We start from the raw sequence: 17,882 nt of genomic DNA on the forward strand, positions 1-17,882 counted from the left end.
GACGCGTGCGGCTTCGTGCAGATCGCGCCGGCCGCGGCCGCCCAGGCGCGGCTGATGAACGCGATTTATGGGCCGCGCGGCGCCAAGGCGGGCTACACGTCAGGCGAGTGTTGCGACGACCTCGCCGCGGCGATGGACGACCTGATCGCGCAAGGCGTACAGGTCGTCGTGCTGGGCTGTACCGAATTGCCGCTGCTGCTGCGCGGTTCGACGTTGGGGCGGCCAGGGGGGCCGGCCGTGCGGCTGGTCGATCCGACCGACGTGCTGGCAAAACGCTGCGTAGCGTATGCACTGGGCGAAAGCGCAGCGGTAGATTCGGGCAGTGCACCAGGCGCGTGGGACAGCGCATTCCCTGCGCGTGTCAGCGCGATCTGAACGGCCAGCGTAATTAAAAAAGGTATAGCTAGGATATGTCAGGCTGAATGCGCGAACCCGTTACGATCGAATCGAAGAGTGCGTAAGGCCACGCGAAACTGTCGTGGCCGATGAGCTGGCGCAGGCCGGGAGCAGCAGCACGCGCGCGACATCGATAGACGGGCAACCACCGTGCGGCTCGCAGGCGATGTTCGCGATGAGCGCGGGCATACGCCTGAATACGCGAATCCAGTAAGCCGATGCGCCGTACCGGAGCGGTGTTGTGCCGAGGGCGGCCAGGGTCTGCGCGTGGATACCTCTTCTATGGCGATTCGTCGATGACCGATCGATCGGTGAGTCGGGACGTGGGCTAAGAACAGGGAGTATCGATATGAGCGTAACCGTCGTTCAGCGCAAGGCAGTCGATCCTGAGGAGTATGGCGTACCAGGTAACGTGCGTGATGCAGCGTCGTCCGCACAGGAGGGCGTGCGGTCGGAACCGGATGGGCAGCCGGCAAGGCAGCAGGCCATGCATCAGATGCTTCGATCAGGGAGGGACCTGACGAAATATGACGGGCAGGGTAAGGAGCGTAGATCGGCAGCGTCGGCGGATACCGTATCGCGTTTCGCGCCGAAGCAGAGTGCGGCTGCGCAGCCTACGCTGGGGCGGGTCCAGGCTGCGATGACGCGTCAGGGCGGCGCCTCAACCGCCTCAACCGCCTCAACCACCTCAACCACCTCAACCGCTTCAACATCATCACCGCCTGGCACCACCGCCCAGAAGCTCATCGACCGATACGACGGCGGCAGCGGGAAACCATCGCTGAATTACACCAATGATCAGCGCGCGGCAACTCAGCTCGCGCAATACACGAAGCTCACATTGACGGGCCTGCCGCCCTCAACCGTCAAGGATGACCAGGCACTCGCCGGCCTGTCCGCGCAACTGGCGCAGATGGATGAGTCGACGCGCGAGGCCTATTCCGCCCGCGCAATGAAAGCGCTGCAGCAGCCCCCGGAGCAACGAAGCACGGCGATTGCGGCGCTCACGGCCGATGTGTCGCGCGAGATGCGCGAGATCGGGCAGGATCCGGTTCGCCGCCTCGCCGCGATGTTCAACGCGCCGGTCGGTACGCAATATCTGCAAGACGGTGGACGAGGGCAGATGAGCGCGCTGCGCCAGCAATACGATGCCTTTGTCGCGCCGGGCGCGAGCGACGCGACGCGCGCGCAGGCCCTCGACGGCGCGGTGCGGATCAAGACGCAGATGCAGACGGAGATCCAGAAGGTGGTGGCCGCGCACACGGCAAGCGAGCAGAAGACATGGAGCGCGTCGGCGCAACGGGTCGAGCGGATCCTGAACGAAGCGGAGCACTACACGGCCCGGAACATCCGTTTGCCGACGTATACGGACGACCCGCAGTGGAATGACAGGCGTGCCGAAGCGTACGCGCAGACGTACGGCTATCAGTCGATCGGCGAGAAGCTATTGTCCGATGACGGACTGTCGCAGCAGGAGCGCGCCAACCCTGGCTATTGGCATGGGCCGGGCATGCAGCGGTCCGCGGACGAGAAGGCGCGTGACCTGCTGACCTTCCAGCAAGGGCTGAACGATCCGGATTCCGCGATCTTCAGGCGCGTCCATGCGCTGGAATCAGGCGCGGTGCACGAACTGACCGCGAACGGCGACAAGGACCATTATCTGGATCAGGTCGGAACGCCGAAGCTCTACCGGGACATCGGCCAGGCGCTGCCGCGGGCGGACGGACAGTATGTGCAGAACCTGGCGCAGAAATACATCGACACGATCAGGGACCTCGACGCCAGGAGCCGGCAGATGATGCGCGAGCACACGCCGGATACGCTCGACAAGGTCCTCTATGCCACGGGCAAGGTGCTCAACAGTCTGATGCCGCTGCCGGGGATGGACTGGCTGGCCGGGCAGTTGCTCGATGCGACGATACCGAACCACGGCGGGTTGAGTTCGGGAGAAGAAGCGGTGCTCGACACCAGCCTGATGGTCGGTGGCCTGCTGATGGGTGGGCTGGACAAACTGCCCGTGCTCAAGGGCAGGTTCGGGCCGGGCGAGGTTGCGGAAATGGCGTTAGGGAGATTGCACCCGGTCGAGGCCAACGTGGAACCGTCGTTGCCGATGTCGGCAAAGGAGAGGATTGCGCAGAGTCTGGGCGCGCTGCCGGACCCAGCCACGCACACGGCGCCCCGGCAGCCGGACAGTCGGTCTGACGAAGCGGGATCCGTCCAGAAAACCGGGCCGGCCGGCTCGGAGCAAACGTCGGCGCCTCGCGCGGAAGGGCTGCCGGTTCCTTCGTCTTATGAAGAGTCGCGGCCACCGGGCGAACTGGACTGGCGCAATAACGTGTTCATCGACAAGCAGGGCGGCCGGCATATCGAGCAGGACGGCCATTGGTACAAGGTGAAGTACGACGCGGACAACGGCACGCTACGGGTGGCTCATCCGGATGATGCGAGCAAGCCTGCGTATCCGGTGCGCATCGGCGCGGGTGGAACGTTCGAGGTGCATGGCGACGTGGGGCTTAAAGGGGGCGGTCCGAAGCCGGCGCCGCGCGAGCTTACGCAGGGCGAGAAGGATGGGGTGCGCAGGTTGCTGAACCAGCCGGGGAGGACGCCTGAGCAGGTGGCGCAGCAGACGGGGATATCCTTGCAGCAGGTGCGTGCGGTTTTGCATGGCGAGGCGGTCGAGGTGCAGCTCCGCAAGCCGCGAACGGAACTTACTGAGGACAAGAAGAAAGAGATTCTGAATTTGCTTGACCAGCGCTTAGCGGTGAAGGAGGTGGCTGCTCAGACCAATGTGTCGATAAGCGCTGTGGCCAGACTTGCCAGACAGTATGGCGTGAAATTTCCAGAGCGACGGATATCAGTAGAAAAAAGACAGAAGGTTGCTGAGTTGCTCAATGAAGGGCGCACTCAAAGTGAAATTGGCCGCGAGTTAAACATATCCGCGTCGGCGGTAGGCAAAATCGGTCGTGAATATGGTCTTTTGAAAGAACACGGATATGGACGGTACCTGCCCGACGAGACTGTCCGGGCCGCAGTCGATTTGCTCAAGCTCAACGTTACCGCAGAAGACGTGGCGAAGCAGCTAGGTGTCAGTGGAAGCACGGTAGCGAATATTGGCCGCCGGCATCATATAGAGCTTAGTCATGCTGGACAGCCCCTTGGTCAGACGACGCGTGAGAAAATCATCGAGCGGCTGAACCGCGGCGAGTCGCCCGAGGAAGTCGCTAACGCACTCAGACTATCGACCGCGTCCGTCCACAGAATTCAAGGCCGGAACCTTCTGGCAGAGGCACTCGGTGATTTCGTTGCGACAATGGGCCCTGATATGGCGGCAGCCGTTCAGGCGAATTTAAGCCGGCGTATGGTCCAGACTTCCGGTTCGACGGCTGCGGGCACGTCGGCCGGCGGCGAAACCAGGCCGTGGGGCGCGGGGGAGCCGCCACAAAAACGTCAACACCTCGAGCCGGAGGAGGTCGACGAAACTATCCCTCAGTACGTGCACGAACTCATCGAGAGGCTAAGTCCAGCGCAATCGCCGTTGATGCAAAACGTCTGGGACGACGCAGTTTTACTGCTCGACGCCGAGGCACGGCGCATTGCTGGCCCAGCGGGCATGTCAGGAGGCGGTGCAATCGCGCGAGGCGCCGATGTCGAGGCCGAGGCTGCCTCTCGTCGGCTTGACGCTGACGTTGATGCGGTAGTCGCGGTTCTATCGGATGAAGACACCGACTTTCTTCTGCAGTTGACCAGAGATGACGCTCCCAGGAGCGCGTGAGTGAAGCATTTCTCCATCTTCTCTGATTAGCCATTTCGCGGCGATGGACGACCTGATCGCGCAAGGCGTACAGGTCGTCGTGCTGGGCTGTGCCGAATTGCCGCTGCTGCTGCGCGGTTCGACGCTGGAGCGGCCAGGGGGCCGGCCGTGCGGCTGGTCGATCCGAGACGTGCTGGCAAAACGCTGCGTGGCGTATGCACTGGGCGAAAGCGCAGCGGTAGATTCGGGCAGTGCACCAGGCGCGTGGGGCAGCGCATTCTCTGCGCGTGTCAGCGCGATCTGAACGGCCAGCGTAATTAAAAAAGGTATAGCTGCCGTGCGTTCCGGCTTCGTATGAGTTGGGGCGACTGCGCTTGTTCCGCTCGTGAAAGCATCGGGCACAGTCATTTCCAACCGGTGCTCGCGGGGCTTCCCGCGCGCTCGCCAGGAAAACTGTATAAATATACAGTATAGTAACCCCCTGCAACCTGGGCCTTTGGCGTGTTTTCCCGCCGGCTCGGGCACACTGAACTTGCGCGGTCGCGAGGCGTCCGTGAGAGGTGGTCCACTCATTCAGACGGTCGGAAAAATTGGCATCTAACGGAATCATCCGCATTCGCGGCGCACGTCAGCACAACCTGAAGAACGTCGATCTCGACGTACGCACCGGCGAGATGACGGTCGTCACCGGCCCATCCGGTTCGGGTAAATCGAGTCTCGTGTTCGACACTTTGTACGCGGAAGGGCAGCGGCGCTACGTCGAAACCTTCAGCGCCTACGCCCGGCAGTTTCTCGACCGCATGGACCGGCCGCAAGTCGACCGTGTGGACGGTGTGCCGCCCGCCATCGCGATCGACCAGACCAACCCGGTGCGCAGTTCGCGTTCCACCGTCGGCACCATGACGGAATTGAACGATCACCTGAAGCTGCTGTACGCGCGCGCGGCCGAGCTGTTCGATCGCAAGACCGCGCACCCGGTGCGCCACGACACACCGGAAACGATCTACGCCGAGTTGCTCGAACGCACGGCGGAGCATGACCCGCGGCTGGTCGTCACGTTTCCGGTCGAGTTGCCGGAGACGGCGTCCGAGCAGGAAGTGGAGCAGTGGTTGTCCGCGAGCGGCTACACGCGCGTGCAGGCGCAGCGCGAAGTCGATTCGCCCACCGGCAAGCGCAAGCTGCTCGATGTGGTGGCCGACCGCTTCCGTTTGCGCGCGGTCGACAAGCAGCGCGTGGTCGAAGCCATCGAGGCGTCGCTCAAGCGCGGCGCCGGCCGCGTCAACATCTACGTGCTGCCCGCTGCGCCGGAGGCGCCGGAAGCCAAAGAAGCCGCGCCCCAGATCTGGCGTTTCTCCACCGGTTTGCATAGTCCCGAGAGCGATCTGCGCTATGCGGATCCGCAGCCGGCGCTGTTCTCGTTCAATTCGGCTTACGGCGCGTGCGAGGTCTGCCGCGGGTTCGGCCGCGTGATTGGCGTCGACCTCGGCCTCGTGATCCCCGACGCGCGCAAGACACTGCGCGAAGGCGCCATCAAGCCGATGCAAACGCCGGCCTGGAAAGAATGCCAGGACGACCTGATGCGCTATGCGGCGAAAGCCGATATTCGCCGCGGTACGCCTTGGGGCGAGTTGACGGACGCCGAGCGCGACTGGGTCATCAACGGTTCGCCGGATTGGAACGGCAAGTGGCAAAGCCATTGGTACGGCGTCAAACGCTTCTTCGAATATCTCGAATCGAAAGCGTACAAGATGCACATCCGCGTGCTGCTGTCGAAATACCGCAGCTACACGCCGTGCGAAACCTGTGGCGGCGCGCGTCTGAAAACGGAATCGCTGTTATGGCGCCTCGGTAACAAGCAGAATGCGGACGACGGGCTGGCGCCCGAAAAGCGCTTCATGCCGCGCGGCGTCGAGTGGACGCGGGGGCAACTGGAGTCCTTGCCGGGTCTGACCGTGCACGATCTGATGCTGATGCCGATCGAACGCATCCGGCGGTTCTTCGACGAGATCAGCTTGCCGAGCGCACTGCTCGACGACGCACTCAAACTGTTGCTCGCCGAAGTGCGTACGCGCCTCAAGTATCTGTGCGACGTCGGGCTCGGCTATCTGACGCTCGACCGGCAAAGCCGCACGCTCTCGGGCGGCGAGGTGCAGCGGATCAATCTGACCACCGCGCTGGGCACGTCGCTGACGAAAACGCTGTTCGTGCTCGACGAGCCGAGTATCGGCCTGCATCCGCGCGATCTGAACCGGATCGTCGAGGCCATGCATCGGCTGCGCGACGCGGGCAACACGCTGGTGGTGGTCGAACACGATCCCTCGGTGATGCTGGCAGCCGATCGCCTGATCGACATGGGCCCGGGGCCGGGCGAACGTGGCGGCTCGATCATTTACGACGGTGTGCCCGAGGCAATCCGCTCGTCCGGCACGCTGACCGGCGAGTATCTGGGTGGTCGCCGGCAGGTGGCGGACGCCGCGCATTGGTCGCAGCGTCCGGTGAATGCCGGCACGCCGCGCATCGTGCTCGAAGGCGCAACCGAACACAATCTGCGGGACGTCACCGTCGAAATCCCGTTGGAGCGGCTCGTCTGCGTGACAGGGGTGTCGGGCTCAGGCAAGTCCACCTTGCTGCAGGACGTGCTCTATCCGGCCATGGCGCGGCATTTCGGCCTCGCCACCGAAGCGCCCGGCGCATTCAAAAGCCTGACCGGCGCCGACCAGGTCACAGATGTCGTATTCGTCGACCAGTCGCCGATCGGCAAGACCGCGCGCTCGAATCCGGCCAGCTACGTCGGCGCATTCGACGAAATCCGCAAGCTGTTCGCAAAGGCGCCGCTCGCGCAGCAACGCGGCTACGGGCCCGGCATGTTCAGCTTCAACTCCGGCGACGGGCGCTGTCCGACCTGCGGCGGCTCGGGTTTCGAACACATTGAAATGCAGTTCCTGAGCGACGTCTATCTGCGCTGCCCGGATTGCGACGGGCGCCGTTATCGCGCGGAACTGCTCGAAGTGAAAATAGAGCGCGGCGAGCCGGCGCGCGCGCTGAGCATCGCGGACGTACTGGAACTGACGGTAAGCGAAGCCACCGCCTACTTCGCGAAAGATGCCGAAGTATTGCGCGTGTTGCAGCCAATCGTCGACGTCGGCCTCGAATACGTGAAGCTCGGCCAGCCGGTGCCCACGTTGTCCGGCGGCGAGGCACAGCGGCTCAAGCTCGCCGGCTTCCTCGCGGAATCGGCGCAGGCGCGTACCGCGCGCAGCACAAAACAACCGGTCGCAAAACGCCTGTTCATGTTCGACGAGCCGACCACCGGCCTGCATTTCGACGACATCGCCAAACTGATGCAGGCGTTCGGCAAGTTGCTGGCGAGCGGCCATTCGTTGATCGTGATCGAACACAATCTCGACGTGATCCGTGCGGCCGACTGGCTGATCGACCTCGGCCCCGAAGGCGGTGACGGCGGCGGCAGAGTGCTGTGCGCGGGCACGCCGGAAGACGTCAAGCGCTGTGCTGAGTCGCATACCGGCGAAGCATTGCTGCAATACGACCGCGCGATGAATGCAGCGGCCGAACCTGCGTCGCAGGGCATTCCATTACAAAAGGCACTGAGCGCGGCGCGTGCGCGAAGGGCAATTGAAGGCGAGGACGTGGTGCGCATCGTGAATGCGCGCGAGCACAACCTGAAAGCACTGGATGTGGATATTCCGCACGGCAAGTTCAATGTGATTACCGGCGTGTCCGGTTCGGGCAAGTCCACGCTGGCCTTCGACATTCTGTTCCACGAAGGGCAGCGCCGTTACCTCGAATCGCTGAACGCGTACGCACGCTCCATCGTGCAGCCGGCCGGTCGCCCCGAGGTGGACGCGGTGTATGGCATTCCCCCTACCGTCGCGATCGAACAGCGTTTGTCGCGCGGTGGCCGCAAGAGTACCGTGGCGACCACCTCCGAAGTCTGGCACTTCCTGCGCCTGCTCTATGTGAAGCTCGGTCTGCAACATTGCATTCATGACGGCACGCCGGTCACTTCGCAAAGCGTCGAATCGATTGCGGCGCAGTTGCTGCGCGATCACAAAGGGCAACACGTCGGCTTTCTCGCGCCGCTGGTCGTCAACCGCAAAGGCGTCTATACCGACCTCGCGAAGTGGGCGAAAGCACGCGGCAATACGCATTTGCGTGTGGACGGCGAATTCGTGCCGGTGGACCCGTGGCCCAAGCTCGATCGTTTCCGCGAGCACACCATCGAATTGCCGGTAACCGACCTCGTCGTGTCGCCGGATAACGAAGCGGAGCTGCGCCAGGCGCTCGACCAGACGCTCGACATCGGCAAGGGCGTCATGCACCTGCTGGCGCCGCTCGACGGCTTGCATGACGCGATCAGCGGCGGCCGTCCCACCGCGGAACTCGGTGCGGTGAAAGTCCTGTCCACCAAGCGCGCCTGCCCGGTCTGCGGCACGAGCTATCCCGAACTCGACCCGCGCATGTTCTCGTACAACAGCAAGCATGGCTGGTGCACGACCTGCGTCGGCACAGGCCTCGCGTTGACGCGCGAACAACGCGCGGCATACGACGATACCGTGATGGTCGAAGACAATCGCGGCCGCGAGCAGAGCTTGCCCTCCGAGGAACAGGAACCGGAAGGCCTCGTCGACGAACCGTGTGCGGATTGCGGCGGCACGCGTCTGAACCCGACTGCACGCGCGGTCAGGTTCGGCGAGCAGGCGATTGTCGACGTCGCGCAATGGACGGTGTCCGACACGCGCGCGTGGATCGACACGTTGGAGATGACGGGCCGGGACGCGGAAATCGCGCGCGACGTGGTGAGCGAAATCGGCAGCCGCCTGCAATTTCTGGAAGAAGTCGGACTCGGTTATCTGAGTCTCGATCGCGCGGCGCCGAGCCTGTCGGGCGGCGAAGCGCAGCGTATCCGGCTTGCCGCACAGCTGGGCAGCAACCTGCAAGGCGTGTGCTATGTGCTGGACGAACCGACCATCGGCTTGCATCCGCGCGACAACCAGATTTTGCTCAACGCGTTGCGCAAGCTGGGCGAAAAGGGCAATACGCTGGTGGTGGTCGAGCACGACGAGGACACGATCCGGCGTGCCGATCACATCATCGATATCGGACCGGGTGCGGGCAAGCGCGGCGGCACGCTGGTCGCGCAGGGCAGCGTGGCCGATCTGTCGGCGCAGCCCGATTCTCTGACCGGGCAGTTTCTCGCTCATCCAATCGTGCATCCGTTGCAGCCGCGCCGCGAGGTGGTCGCGCCGAGCAAACGCACAGCCGCGGTGCCGGAGAACTGGTTGACGGTGCACGGCGGGAAATTGCACAACCTGCAAAACGTTACCGTTGGCATCCCGCTTTCGCGTCTCGTCGCGGTGACTGGCGTGAGCGGTTCAGGTAAGTCGACGCTCGCGCGCGACGTGCTGATGGCCAACTTGCTGGATGCGGTGGGCCGCTCGGTGCTGTCGTCGCCGGCCACGCGGCGTGCGCGCGCGGCGGCCGAGACGCAACCGGCGGCGAACCGGCGTTCAAGCGTGTTGGCGCGCACGGCGCCGCGCGCGCCGCTGAACGTTACGCACGCCTGGCAAGGATGCGAGGCGATCACGGGTTGGGAAACCATCGACCGCGTGCTCGAAGTCGATCAGACGCCGATCGGCAAAACACCGCGGTCGTGTCCGGCAACATACATCGGCGTATGGGATGCGATCCGCAAGCTGTTCGCCGGCACGCTCGAAGCGCGCGCCCGTGGTTATACGGCATCGCGTTTCTCGTTCAACACGGGCGAAGGACGCTGCCCGGCTTGCGAAGGGCAGGGCGTGCGCACCATCGGCATGAGTTTCCTGCCCGACGTGAAGGTGCCATGCGACGTTTGCCACGGCCAGCGCTTCAATCCGGAGACGCTGGCGGTTACGTGGCGCGGCAAGAACATCGGCGACGTGCTGACCATGGAAATCGACGAGGCCGTCGAGTTCTTCGCACCGATCTCGAACATCGCGCATCCGTTGCAATTGATGAAAGACGTGGGGCTCGGCTATCTCACGCTGGGACAACCGTCGCCTACGTTGTCGGGTGGGGAAGCGCAGCGTATCAAGCTCGTCACCGAGTTGAGCAAGGTGCGCGACGACATCACGCGGCGCGGTCAGAAGCCGCCTCATACGCTGTATGTGCTGGACGAGCCGACTGTCGGCTTGCATATGGCGGACGTCGCGAAGCTGATTCGCGTACTGCATCGTCTCGCGGACGGCGGCCATAGCGTCGTCGTCATCGAGCACGATCTCGACGTGATCGCCGAGGCGGACTGGATCATCGATCTCGGGCCGGAAGGCGGTGTGGGCGGCGGCACTATCGTCGCCGCTACGGACCCCGAGGGATTGTCCCGCGTCGCCGCCAGCCACACAGGTGCGGCGCTGCGTCCGGTGCTCGCGCGAGCGCAGAACGAGGTGGCGGTGGTGGCAGTAGAGGGCACGAACGGCTGAGGGTGCGCAACGGCGCAATAGCCTTGCGCCGTTCCTGCCGGGTTGTTCGTTCTGGTTCTGAATCGGCGCTTGCGCACAGCGATCCACGCGGCCAGAAATACCCAATCGCGGCTGGTGTGATCCGCGGGCGCAGCAGAGACTCCTATGAGACCCATCCATGATTGACGAACGTTGGGCGCAAGCCGCCCGGTCGCTTACGAGCCGTGCGGCGTTCTGGTCGCTGCGCATTGTCGATGAACAAGTCGACGATCACGAGGTCCGCAACGACATCGCGCAACCCATGCGCACGGTACGCGATCGCGGCGCGATGCTGACCGCCTGGGTGGGCGCAGGAGCGGGCTATGCGGCCACCGCGAATCTGAGTGCCGCTGGCCTGCAGGAGGCGCTGAATCTCGCCACCGCCCGCGCGGAAGCGAGCGCGGCGGTGTCGTTGATCGACCATCGCGACGTCGCGCGTCCTGCCGTGAGCGGCCAGTACGTGTCGCCGAATGCGCAGCACGCGCTGCCGGGCCGCGCCGAATGGTTGGAGCGCCTCGCCGTGGAATGCGCGGGCGCGAATCTCGACGCGCGGATTGTCGAACGCGTCGCGGCCGTGCAGATTACGCACACCGATCAGCTCTATGTCACCGGCGACGGCGTGCGGATCGATCAGCAGTTTCAGTTCGTGATGCCGCAATTGAGTGTGGCCGCCCACGCGAACGGCGATACCCAGGTGCGTACCCTTGGCGGCAACTACGGCACTCTGGGGCAGGGCGGCATGGAGGTGCTGACGCGCTTTGGTTTCGAGGGCGCGGGTGTGCGTGTCGCGAATGAAGCGCTGCAATTGCTGGCCGCGCCGAATTGTCCATCGGGCAAGCGCGATTTGCTGCTGATGCCCGATCAGATGATGCTGCAGATTCATGAATCGATTGGCCATCCGCTCGAACTCGATCGTATTCTCGGCGACGAACGCAACTTCGCCGGCTGGAGCTTCGTCAAGAAGGACATGTTCGGCTCGTACCGTTACGGCTCGGAACTGCTGAACGTGACCTTCGACCCGGAGCTGCGCGAAGAAGCGGCCGCATACGCATTCGACGACGACGGCACTGAAGCGAAGAAGCACTATCTGATCCGCGACGGCGTGCTCGAACGTCCGCTGGGCGGCGCGCTTTCGCAGCAACGCGCGCAGATGGCGGGCGTGGCGAATTCCCGCGCGTCGAACTGGAACCGGCCACCGATCGACCGGATGGCGAATCTGAACATCGAACCCGGCGAGAGTTCGCTGGAACAGATGATCGGCAACATCGAACACGGCATTCTGATGCGCACGAATACGTCCTGGTCGATCGACGACCATCGCAACAAATTCCAGTTCGGTTGCGAGTTCGGTCAACTGATCGAAAACGGCGAGCTGACTCAGATCGTCAAGCAACCCAACTACCGCGGCATCTCGGCGAATTTCTGGCGCAGCCTGAGCGCGGTGGGTAACGCGGAGACGCGCGAGGTTTACGGCACGTCCATGTGCGGCAAGGGTGAGCCGGCGCAGATCATCCGCGTCGGCCACGCATCGCCGGCGTGTGTGTTCAGCAATGTCGACGTGTTTGGAGGCGCATGATGGGCCAGTTCATGTCGTCGCGCTCCGTGGTGTCGGTCGATTGGCAACAGCATTTCACATCGCTTGCCGATGCAATCGAACGCTTGCAACAAGGCGCGGAAACCACGCTGAGTTCATTCGCCGGCGAGCAATCCGACTTTATCCGCTTCAACGCGGGCAAAGTGCGGCAGATCGGCAGCGTCTCACAAGGCAAGCTGACCTTGCGTTTGATCGACGGCGCGCGGCAGGCCTATTCGACGCTGACCGTCTGTGGCGATCTGCAACAGGATCTGGACGAGGTGAGCGCGGCGCTCGCCACCTTGCGTGAAAGCCTGCGCGGTGCGGCGGACGATCCGCATCTGTTGTTCGACACGTCGACATGGCAGCGCACCACCCAACGTTCAGGCAAGCTGCCGGAACCGGAGAGCCTCTTGCGCATCGTTACCGAATGCGCGCAAGGACTCGATTTCGTGGGCTTTTATGCGGGCGGCACGATCGTGCGCGGTTTCGCGTCCACCAGCGGCAGCCGCGGCTGGTACGAAGTCGATAACTTCAATTTCAGCTGGTCGCTATACGATCCGAGCGGCCGCGCGATCAAAACGACTTACGCCGGCGACGTGTGGAGCGAGGCCGTTTTTGCCCGCAAGGTCGAACAGGCCGCCACCCGTCTGCCCGTGCTCGCGCGCACGCCGCGCGCCTTGGCCCCCGGGCGCTATCGCTCGTATCTGGCACCTGAAGCACTCGCGGAATTGCTCGGCGTGACAGCGTGGAGCGGTTTCTCCGCCCGCGCTCAGGCGAGTTCTCGCAGCGAGCTATACAAACTGCATGTGGGAGAAATCTCAGTCGACCCACGCGTCACGATCAGCGAAGATCTCAATCTCGGCATTACGCCTGGCTTTAACGATGACGGCTATTTGCGCGAAAGCGTGCCGTTGATTCAGTCCGGCCACAGTGCCGAGCGCCTGACCAATGCACGCAGCGCGCGCGAATATGGGTTGACGCCCAACGGTGCGCTGGCGAACGAGTCGCCGGCGGCGCTTTCGATGCAAGCGGGCGATCTGCTTGAAGAAGACGTGCTGGCGAAACTCGATACCGGTCTCTACATCGGCAATCTCTGGTACGTGAATTTCTCGGACCGGATGAATTGCCGCCTGACCGGCATGACGCGCTTCGCGACGTTCTGGGTCGAGAACGGGCAAGTCGTCGCGCCGCTCGAAGCCATGCGTTTCGACGACAGTTTGTACCGCGTGCTCGGCAGCGAACTCGAACAACTCGGCGCGCAAGCGGAACTGCTCCTGAGCGATTCGACATGGGGCGAGCGCGCCACGGGCGGCATGCAATTGCCGGGCCTCCTGACGAGGTCGTTCGAATTGACGTTGTGAGCCTGTGAATCAAGGCGCGCCGCGTCTCCATGCAATCCGAACGGCTTTGGCGTGCGTTGCCGGTCGGTGTGCCGTATGACTGGGTCGGCGCGCCGCCAGACACTCACCCTAGCCCGCCGGGGTCGCCGATGCTTGCGAAGGCACGACGGTGGCCGAGCTTTGCGAGGTTGTCATGTTGGCGGCCGGCAGGCAGTCGGCGCGATATTCGGCTTGCACTTTTTGCTGTGCCGCTTGCAGATCGCTGGGGTATTCGTCATCGTCGCCGCCGGGGTTGTAGCCGACCGCTTCCAGTTCGCTGAGCTCTTGCATCAACTGTTTGTGCGTGACTTCGCCCTTGAGCGGTTTGAACGGGTAGCTGTTGCATTGCTGCGGCGTGAGGCCGGGCGCGGCCATTGCCGAGGCGCTGCCGATCAGCAGAAGGGTGGCGACGAGTGATCTGGTTGCGAGTTTCATTTTGATACCATCCACGATAAAGGTTCGAGTGGGACCGCAAGGAAAGCAGCGGATGGCAGAAGGTTAGTTGAGGCGTCCTACCGGAGCGGCGTCGGCGAAGTGAAATTTGTTTTATTGTGTCGTCGTTCGTTTTCAATGGACTAACGGCGAACTTAAATTTTTCTTCATGAAGCGGATATTCACTCGCCATGTGAGCGCGTGTAGCCTGCACACAAGCACTGAGGCAAAGCGGTGACAGCCGTCGAATCGCACGCCCGTGCTCTGAAACGCGCAAGCCGAATATGGCATCATCATCTCCTACTACTGATAACCGGTCGTGCCCGCCGCTTGCATCGGTAGAGCGGGCGGCGGCGCATGCAATGATCATGTCGCGAGTACTGACGATCGAAGACGATGAAATTACCGCGACTGAGATTGTCGGGGAACTGGAAAGCCGCGGCTTCACTGTGGATTGGGTGGCCAACGGCCGTGACGGCATGGCACGCGCGCTCAGCAAGGATTACGACGTAATCACGCTTGACCGCATGCTGCCGGGCGTGGACGGTCTCACGATCCTCACCACCATGCGCAGCATCGGTATTCAAACGCCGGTGCTGATGTTGAGCGCGCTGGGCGATGTGGACGAACGGGTGCGCGGCCTGCGCGCCGGTGGCGACGACTATCTGACCAAGCCTTTCGATCCCGAAGAAATGACCGCGCGCCTCGAGGTGCTGTTGCGCCGTAGTCAGGTGCCGGTCACACCACTCGAAACGCATCTGCGGGTCGGCCCGCTCGAGCTCGATCTGATTTCCCGCAAGGTTCAGCGCGACGGCGAAGAGATCGATTTGCTGCCCACCGAATATCGCGTGCTTGAATTCATGATGCGGCAGGCGGGACAGACCATCACGCGCACCATGCTGTTCGAGGCGGTGTGGGGTTACCACTTCGACCCGGGCACCAATCTGATCGACGTGCACATGGGCCGGTTGCGCAAAAAAATCGACCCGCCCGGCGTCACGCCCATGATTCAGACCGTGCGAGGCTCGGGTTATATCCTCGCATGAGCAGGGCATTCTGATGGACCCAACCTCCCCGGTTCAGTCCGCGCTCGGACGACGCTGGCATTCCACCACGTTTCGCCTGCTATCCATCTATGCGGTTATTTTTTCGCTTTCGGTGATGCTGTTGCTGGGCTATATCGGCTGGGCCGTGACCGGCGATATGGAGCGCGAGACCGATGTGGTGATGGACTGGCAACTGGTCTACTTCGATTCAGTGCCTGACGCAGGCCTCGCCGACGCGATTCACCGGCGTATCGAACACGAGCGCATGCACACCAATTACTACGGGCTGTTCGCCCCGGACGGTCATCTGATGGCCGGGGACGTGCTGGCGTATCCGTCGCAACTGCCCACTGATCGCTCCGGCAGAACGCTCGACCTCAGGCTTTCGCTGGTGCGCAACGACCAGACGCCGGTGGTTCGAGCCATGGCCGAGCGTCGCAACGACGGCTCGACGCTGGTCGTCGCGCGTGATCTGACGCACATCCTGCGGATTCGCGAGACCATCATCAACGCGCTGGTGGGCGGCGGAATCGTGTGCCTGCTGGCGGGCGTGGCGGGGGGCCTCGCGCTGAGCGTGCGGCAGATGCGCCGGCTGAAAGCGATCCGGCGCGTCACGCAGCGGATTGCGCAGGGCGATCTCGCGGAACGCTTGCCGATTGGCGGACGCGATGAAGTGGATATGCTCGCGCATCTGGTGAACCATATGCTCGCGGAAGTCGAGCGCCTCATGAATGAAGTGAAGGGCGCGTGCGATGGCATTGCGCACGATCTGCGCACGCCGCTCGCGCATGTGCGAACCTTGCTGGCGCATGCGGCGGAGCGCACCAATACGCTCGACGATGCCGCGCTGTCGAAACTCGTCGAGCGCGCGCGCACCGAGACCGATGCATTGCTCGACCGTTTTCGCGCGATGTTGCGTATCTCCGAGATCGGCACGCTGAAGCGGCGCGGTGGTTTCGGCGAAATGCAACTCGAGACATTGGTGGAGGAGGTGGGTGAACTCTACGAACCACTCGCCGAGAGCCGCTCGATTCAGCTGTCCGTGCATGTGCACCCAGTCGATGCGATTCACGGCGACCGTGCGTTGCTGTTCGAAGCCTTGAGCAATCTGGTGGATAACGCGATCAAGTTCACGCCTGAAGGCGGGTCGGTGCGCATGGAGCTTCGACAGACTTCGGCGGGACCGCAGGTGGATATTGTCGATAACGGGCATGGCATTGCCGCGGAAGAACGCGACGCGGTCCTGCAGCGGTTTTATCGTGGGGAGAGTACCCGGCACGTGGCGGGATCGGGATTGGGTTTGAGCATTGTTTCGGCGGTGATGCGGGTGCATGACTTCACGATGAAGATTGGGAATGCGAAACCTGGCACCCGGATTAGCATCGAATGCTGGTCGAGGACGCTTGCATGAGGTCTGGTTTCTTTCTTGTCATGGCAGAGTGGTAAATGCGCATCCTGTTTGTTGGACCTCCTCATCCGGAAGCGGCGTGGCTGTTCAAGGCGCTGCAAGAGAGCGCGCATAGTTTGCAACGGGCCGACGATTTGCGGGATGGGGTTTTTCTTGCTTCCCAGGAACCGTACGATGCGGTTGTTTTGATGGTGCTTGAGGTTGGGTTTTATTCATCCTTGCAGGGCTTCATTGGAGAGTTCGCTGCGGCGGCGAATGGAGCGGCGATTGTTGCCGTGCTTGGGATGGCTACTGCGCGGGATCGGACAAGGGTTTTGCGCGCTGGCGCGGATGCGTGTTTCTGTCAGCCTTATTCGTTTATTGAACTGCATGAGAGGATGGCCGCCTTGCAGCGGGTTGGGGGTGGGAGGCTTGGCGTTGGCGTTGGCGCTGCCGTTGGCGTTGCCGCTGGGTCTGGGTCTGGGTTTGTTTCTTCTGCGGCTTCTGGTTTGCCCGCTGTGGGTGGAGCTTGCCTGGATGCCGCTACGCGGGAACTAGTTTTTGGCGGGCGGCGGGTTGCCGTTACGCGGCGGGAATTTCTCTTGCTTGAGTGCCTGCTGAAGCAGGTCAATGCACCGGTGGCAAGGGATCAGCTGATCCGTTATGCCTGGCCGGAGAAGGAGGATGTTGATCCTTCTAGTGTCAATCTTGTTGTGTCCAGGTTGCGGCGCAAGCTTGTAGGGGATGTGCCTGAGGTGCGGATTGAGACGGTTAGTCGGTTTGGGTATCAGGTTTCTGTATAAAGGGTTTTTCTTGCGGGGCGCTTTTGGGTTGTTTTTGCTTAGGGTGTTGGCCTTTCTTTGTGCTGGTTGCCTGCGCGGCGCTTGCTGTCTGTTTGGCCTCCGGCGTTGGCCTTTCCTTGATTTCTTATCGGTCTATTAGCGTCGCCCCTGTGCGGGGCGGCACTTACTGCCTGAGGCGTTGGCCTTTCCTTGATTTCTTATTGGTCTATTAGCGTCGCCCCTGTGCGGGGCAGGCACCTACTTTTCTTTGCCTGCCGCAAAGAAAAGTAGGCAAAAGAAAGCGGCTCAACCCGCCAGCTCATAAGCGGGTCCCCCGCACAGTCGCGGTAGTGGCACATCTGGAATCCGTGCCCTCGCACATTCAGCTTTGGTGACAAGGCCGTCATACTTCCGGCGGCGCTGCGCGCGCCGAAGCGGTACCTCATAAAAACATCCGCCGCGTTTTCTCCAGCATGTTTCAATTGGTGCCGTGTAGTGCCGTGCATGAAAGTATCATTGCTCCGCTTCTCCGCTTCTCCGCTTCTCCGCTTCTCCGCTTCTCCGCTTCTCCGCTTCTCCGCTTCTCCGCTTCTCCGCTTCTCCGCTTCTCCGCTTCTCCGCTTCTCCGCTTCTCCGCTT

General features: G+C 62.7%; 10 protein-coding genes. 9 read left to right on the plus strand and 1 reads right to left on the minus strand.

What is annotated here, in order from left to right; genetic code table 11:
* The 6 genes from QOC89_RS11080 to QOC89_RS11105 all read left to right on the plus strand — a co-directional run.
* A partial coding sequence (locus QOC89_RS11080) for an aspartate/glutamate racemase family protein (protein ID WP_323045053.1) occupies window positions 1-375 on the plus strand: 375 nt, incomplete at its 5' end.
* A 370-nt stretch (window positions 376-745) separates the two neighbouring features.
* Window positions 746-4,168, plus strand: coding sequence for a hypothetical protein (locus QOC89_RS11085; RefSeq protein WP_323045054.1), 3,423 nt, complete (start codon window positions 746-748; stop codon window positions 4,166-4,168).
* Window positions 4,169-4,211: 43 nt separating this feature from the next.
* The gene (locus QOC89_RS11090; protein ID WP_323045055.1) at window positions 4,212-4,451 is read left to right on the plus strand and encodes a hypothetical protein; all 240 of its coding nucleotides are present in this window, start codon (window positions 4,212-4,214) and stop codon (window positions 4,449-4,451) included.
* Between the two features lie 286 nt (window positions 4,452-4,737).
* The gene (uvrA, locus tag QOC89_RS11095; RefSeq protein WP_323045056.1) at window positions 4,738-10,623 is read left to right on the plus strand and encodes an excinuclease ABC subunit UvrA; all 5,886 of its coding nucleotides are present in this window, start codon (window positions 4,738-4,740) and stop codon (window positions 10,621-10,623) included.
* A gap of 157 nt (window positions 10,624-10,780) precedes the next feature.
* A complete protein-coding gene (locus QOC89_RS11100; RefSeq protein WP_323045057.1) occupies window positions 10,781-12,217 on the plus strand; it encodes a TldD/PmbA family protein in 1,437 nt (478 codons plus the stop codon).
* Window positions 12,217-13,578, plus strand: coding sequence for a TldD/PmbA family protein (locus tag QOC89_RS11105; RefSeq protein ID WP_323045062.1), 1,362 nt, complete (start codon window positions 12,217-12,219; stop codon window positions 13,576-13,578). Before QOC89_RS11100 ends, QOC89_RS11105 begins: the two co-directional genes overlap by 1 nt.
* Window positions 13,579-13,686: 108 nt before the next feature.
* On the opposite strand, the gene QOC89_RS11110 is transcribed toward QOC89_RS11105, so the two are convergent.
* Window positions 13,687-14,031, minus strand: a complete 345-nt coding sequence (locus QOC89_RS11110) for a DUF4148 domain-containing protein (RefSeq protein WP_323045058.1) — start codon at window positions 14,029-14,031, stop codon at window positions 13,687-13,689.
* 365 nt (window positions 14,032-14,396) lie between these two features.
* Between QOC89_RS11110 and QOC89_RS11115 the strand changes: the two genes are divergently transcribed.
* The 3 genes from QOC89_RS11115 to QOC89_RS11125 are packed head-to-tail and all read left to right on the plus strand — an operon-like array spanning window position 14,397 to window position 17,264.
* Entirely contained in the window at window positions 14,397-15,074 is a 678-nt protein-coding gene (locus QOC89_RS11115) for a response regulator transcription factor (RefSeq protein WP_323045059.1), read from the plus strand.
* Window positions 15,075-15,087: 13 nt separating this feature from the next.
* On the plus strand, window positions 15,088-16,485 hold the full coding sequence (locus tag QOC89_RS11120) for a HAMP domain-containing sensor histidine kinase (protein ID WP_323045060.1): 1,398 nt from the start codon (window positions 15,088-15,090) through the stop codon (window positions 16,483-16,485).
* A gap of 35 nt (window positions 16,486-16,520) precedes the next feature.
* Window positions 16,521-17,264 carry a winged helix-turn-helix transcriptional regulator gene (locus QOC89_RS11125; RefSeq protein WP_323045061.1) on the plus strand — a complete coding sequence of 248 codons (744 nt, stop codon included), beginning with the start codon at window positions 16,521-16,523 and terminating at the stop codon, window positions 17,262-17,264.
* Window positions 17,265-17,882: the final 618 nt, after the last annotated feature.

Origin of the sequence: Paraburkholderia sp. (assembly GCF_034668105.1) — a bacterium.
Classification (GTDB): Bacteria; Pseudomonadota; Gammaproteobacteria; order Burkholderiales; family Burkholderiaceae; genus Paraburkholderia.

Bases quoted from the DNA above. Each gene is read 5' to 3' on its own strand.
- QOC89_RS11085 (WP_323045054.1), top strand. From the start codon at position 746: ATGAGCGTAACCGTCGTTCAGCGCAAGGCAGTCGATCCTGAGGAGTAT.
- QOC89_RS11090 (WP_323045055.1), top strand. From the start codon at position 4,212: ATGGACGACCTGATCGCGCAAGGCGTACAGGTCGTCGTGCTGGGCTGT.
- QOC89_RS11110 (WP_323045058.1), bottom strand. From the start codon at position 14,031: ATGAAACTCGCAACCAGATCACTCGTCGCCACCCTTCTGCTGATCGGC.
- QOC89_RS11125 (WP_323045061.1), top strand. From the start codon at position 16,521: ATGCGCATCCTGTTTGTTGGACCTCCTCATCCGGAAGCGGCGTGGCTG.
- QOC89_RS11105 (WP_323045062.1), top strand. From the start codon at position 12,217: ATGGGCCAGTTCATGTCGTCGCGCTCCGTGGTGTCGGTCGATTGGCAA.
- QOC89_RS11100 (WP_323045057.1), top strand. From the start codon at position 10,781: ATGATTGACGAACGTTGGGCGCAAGCCGCCCGGTCGCTTACGAGCCGT.
- QOC89_RS11120 (WP_323045060.1), top strand. From the start codon at position 15,088: ATGGACCCAACCTCCCCGGTTCAGTCCGCGCTCGGACGACGCTGGCAT.
- QOC89_RS11115 (WP_323045059.1), top strand. From the start codon at position 14,397: ATGTCGCGAGTACTGACGATCGAAGACGATGAAATTACCGCGACTGAG.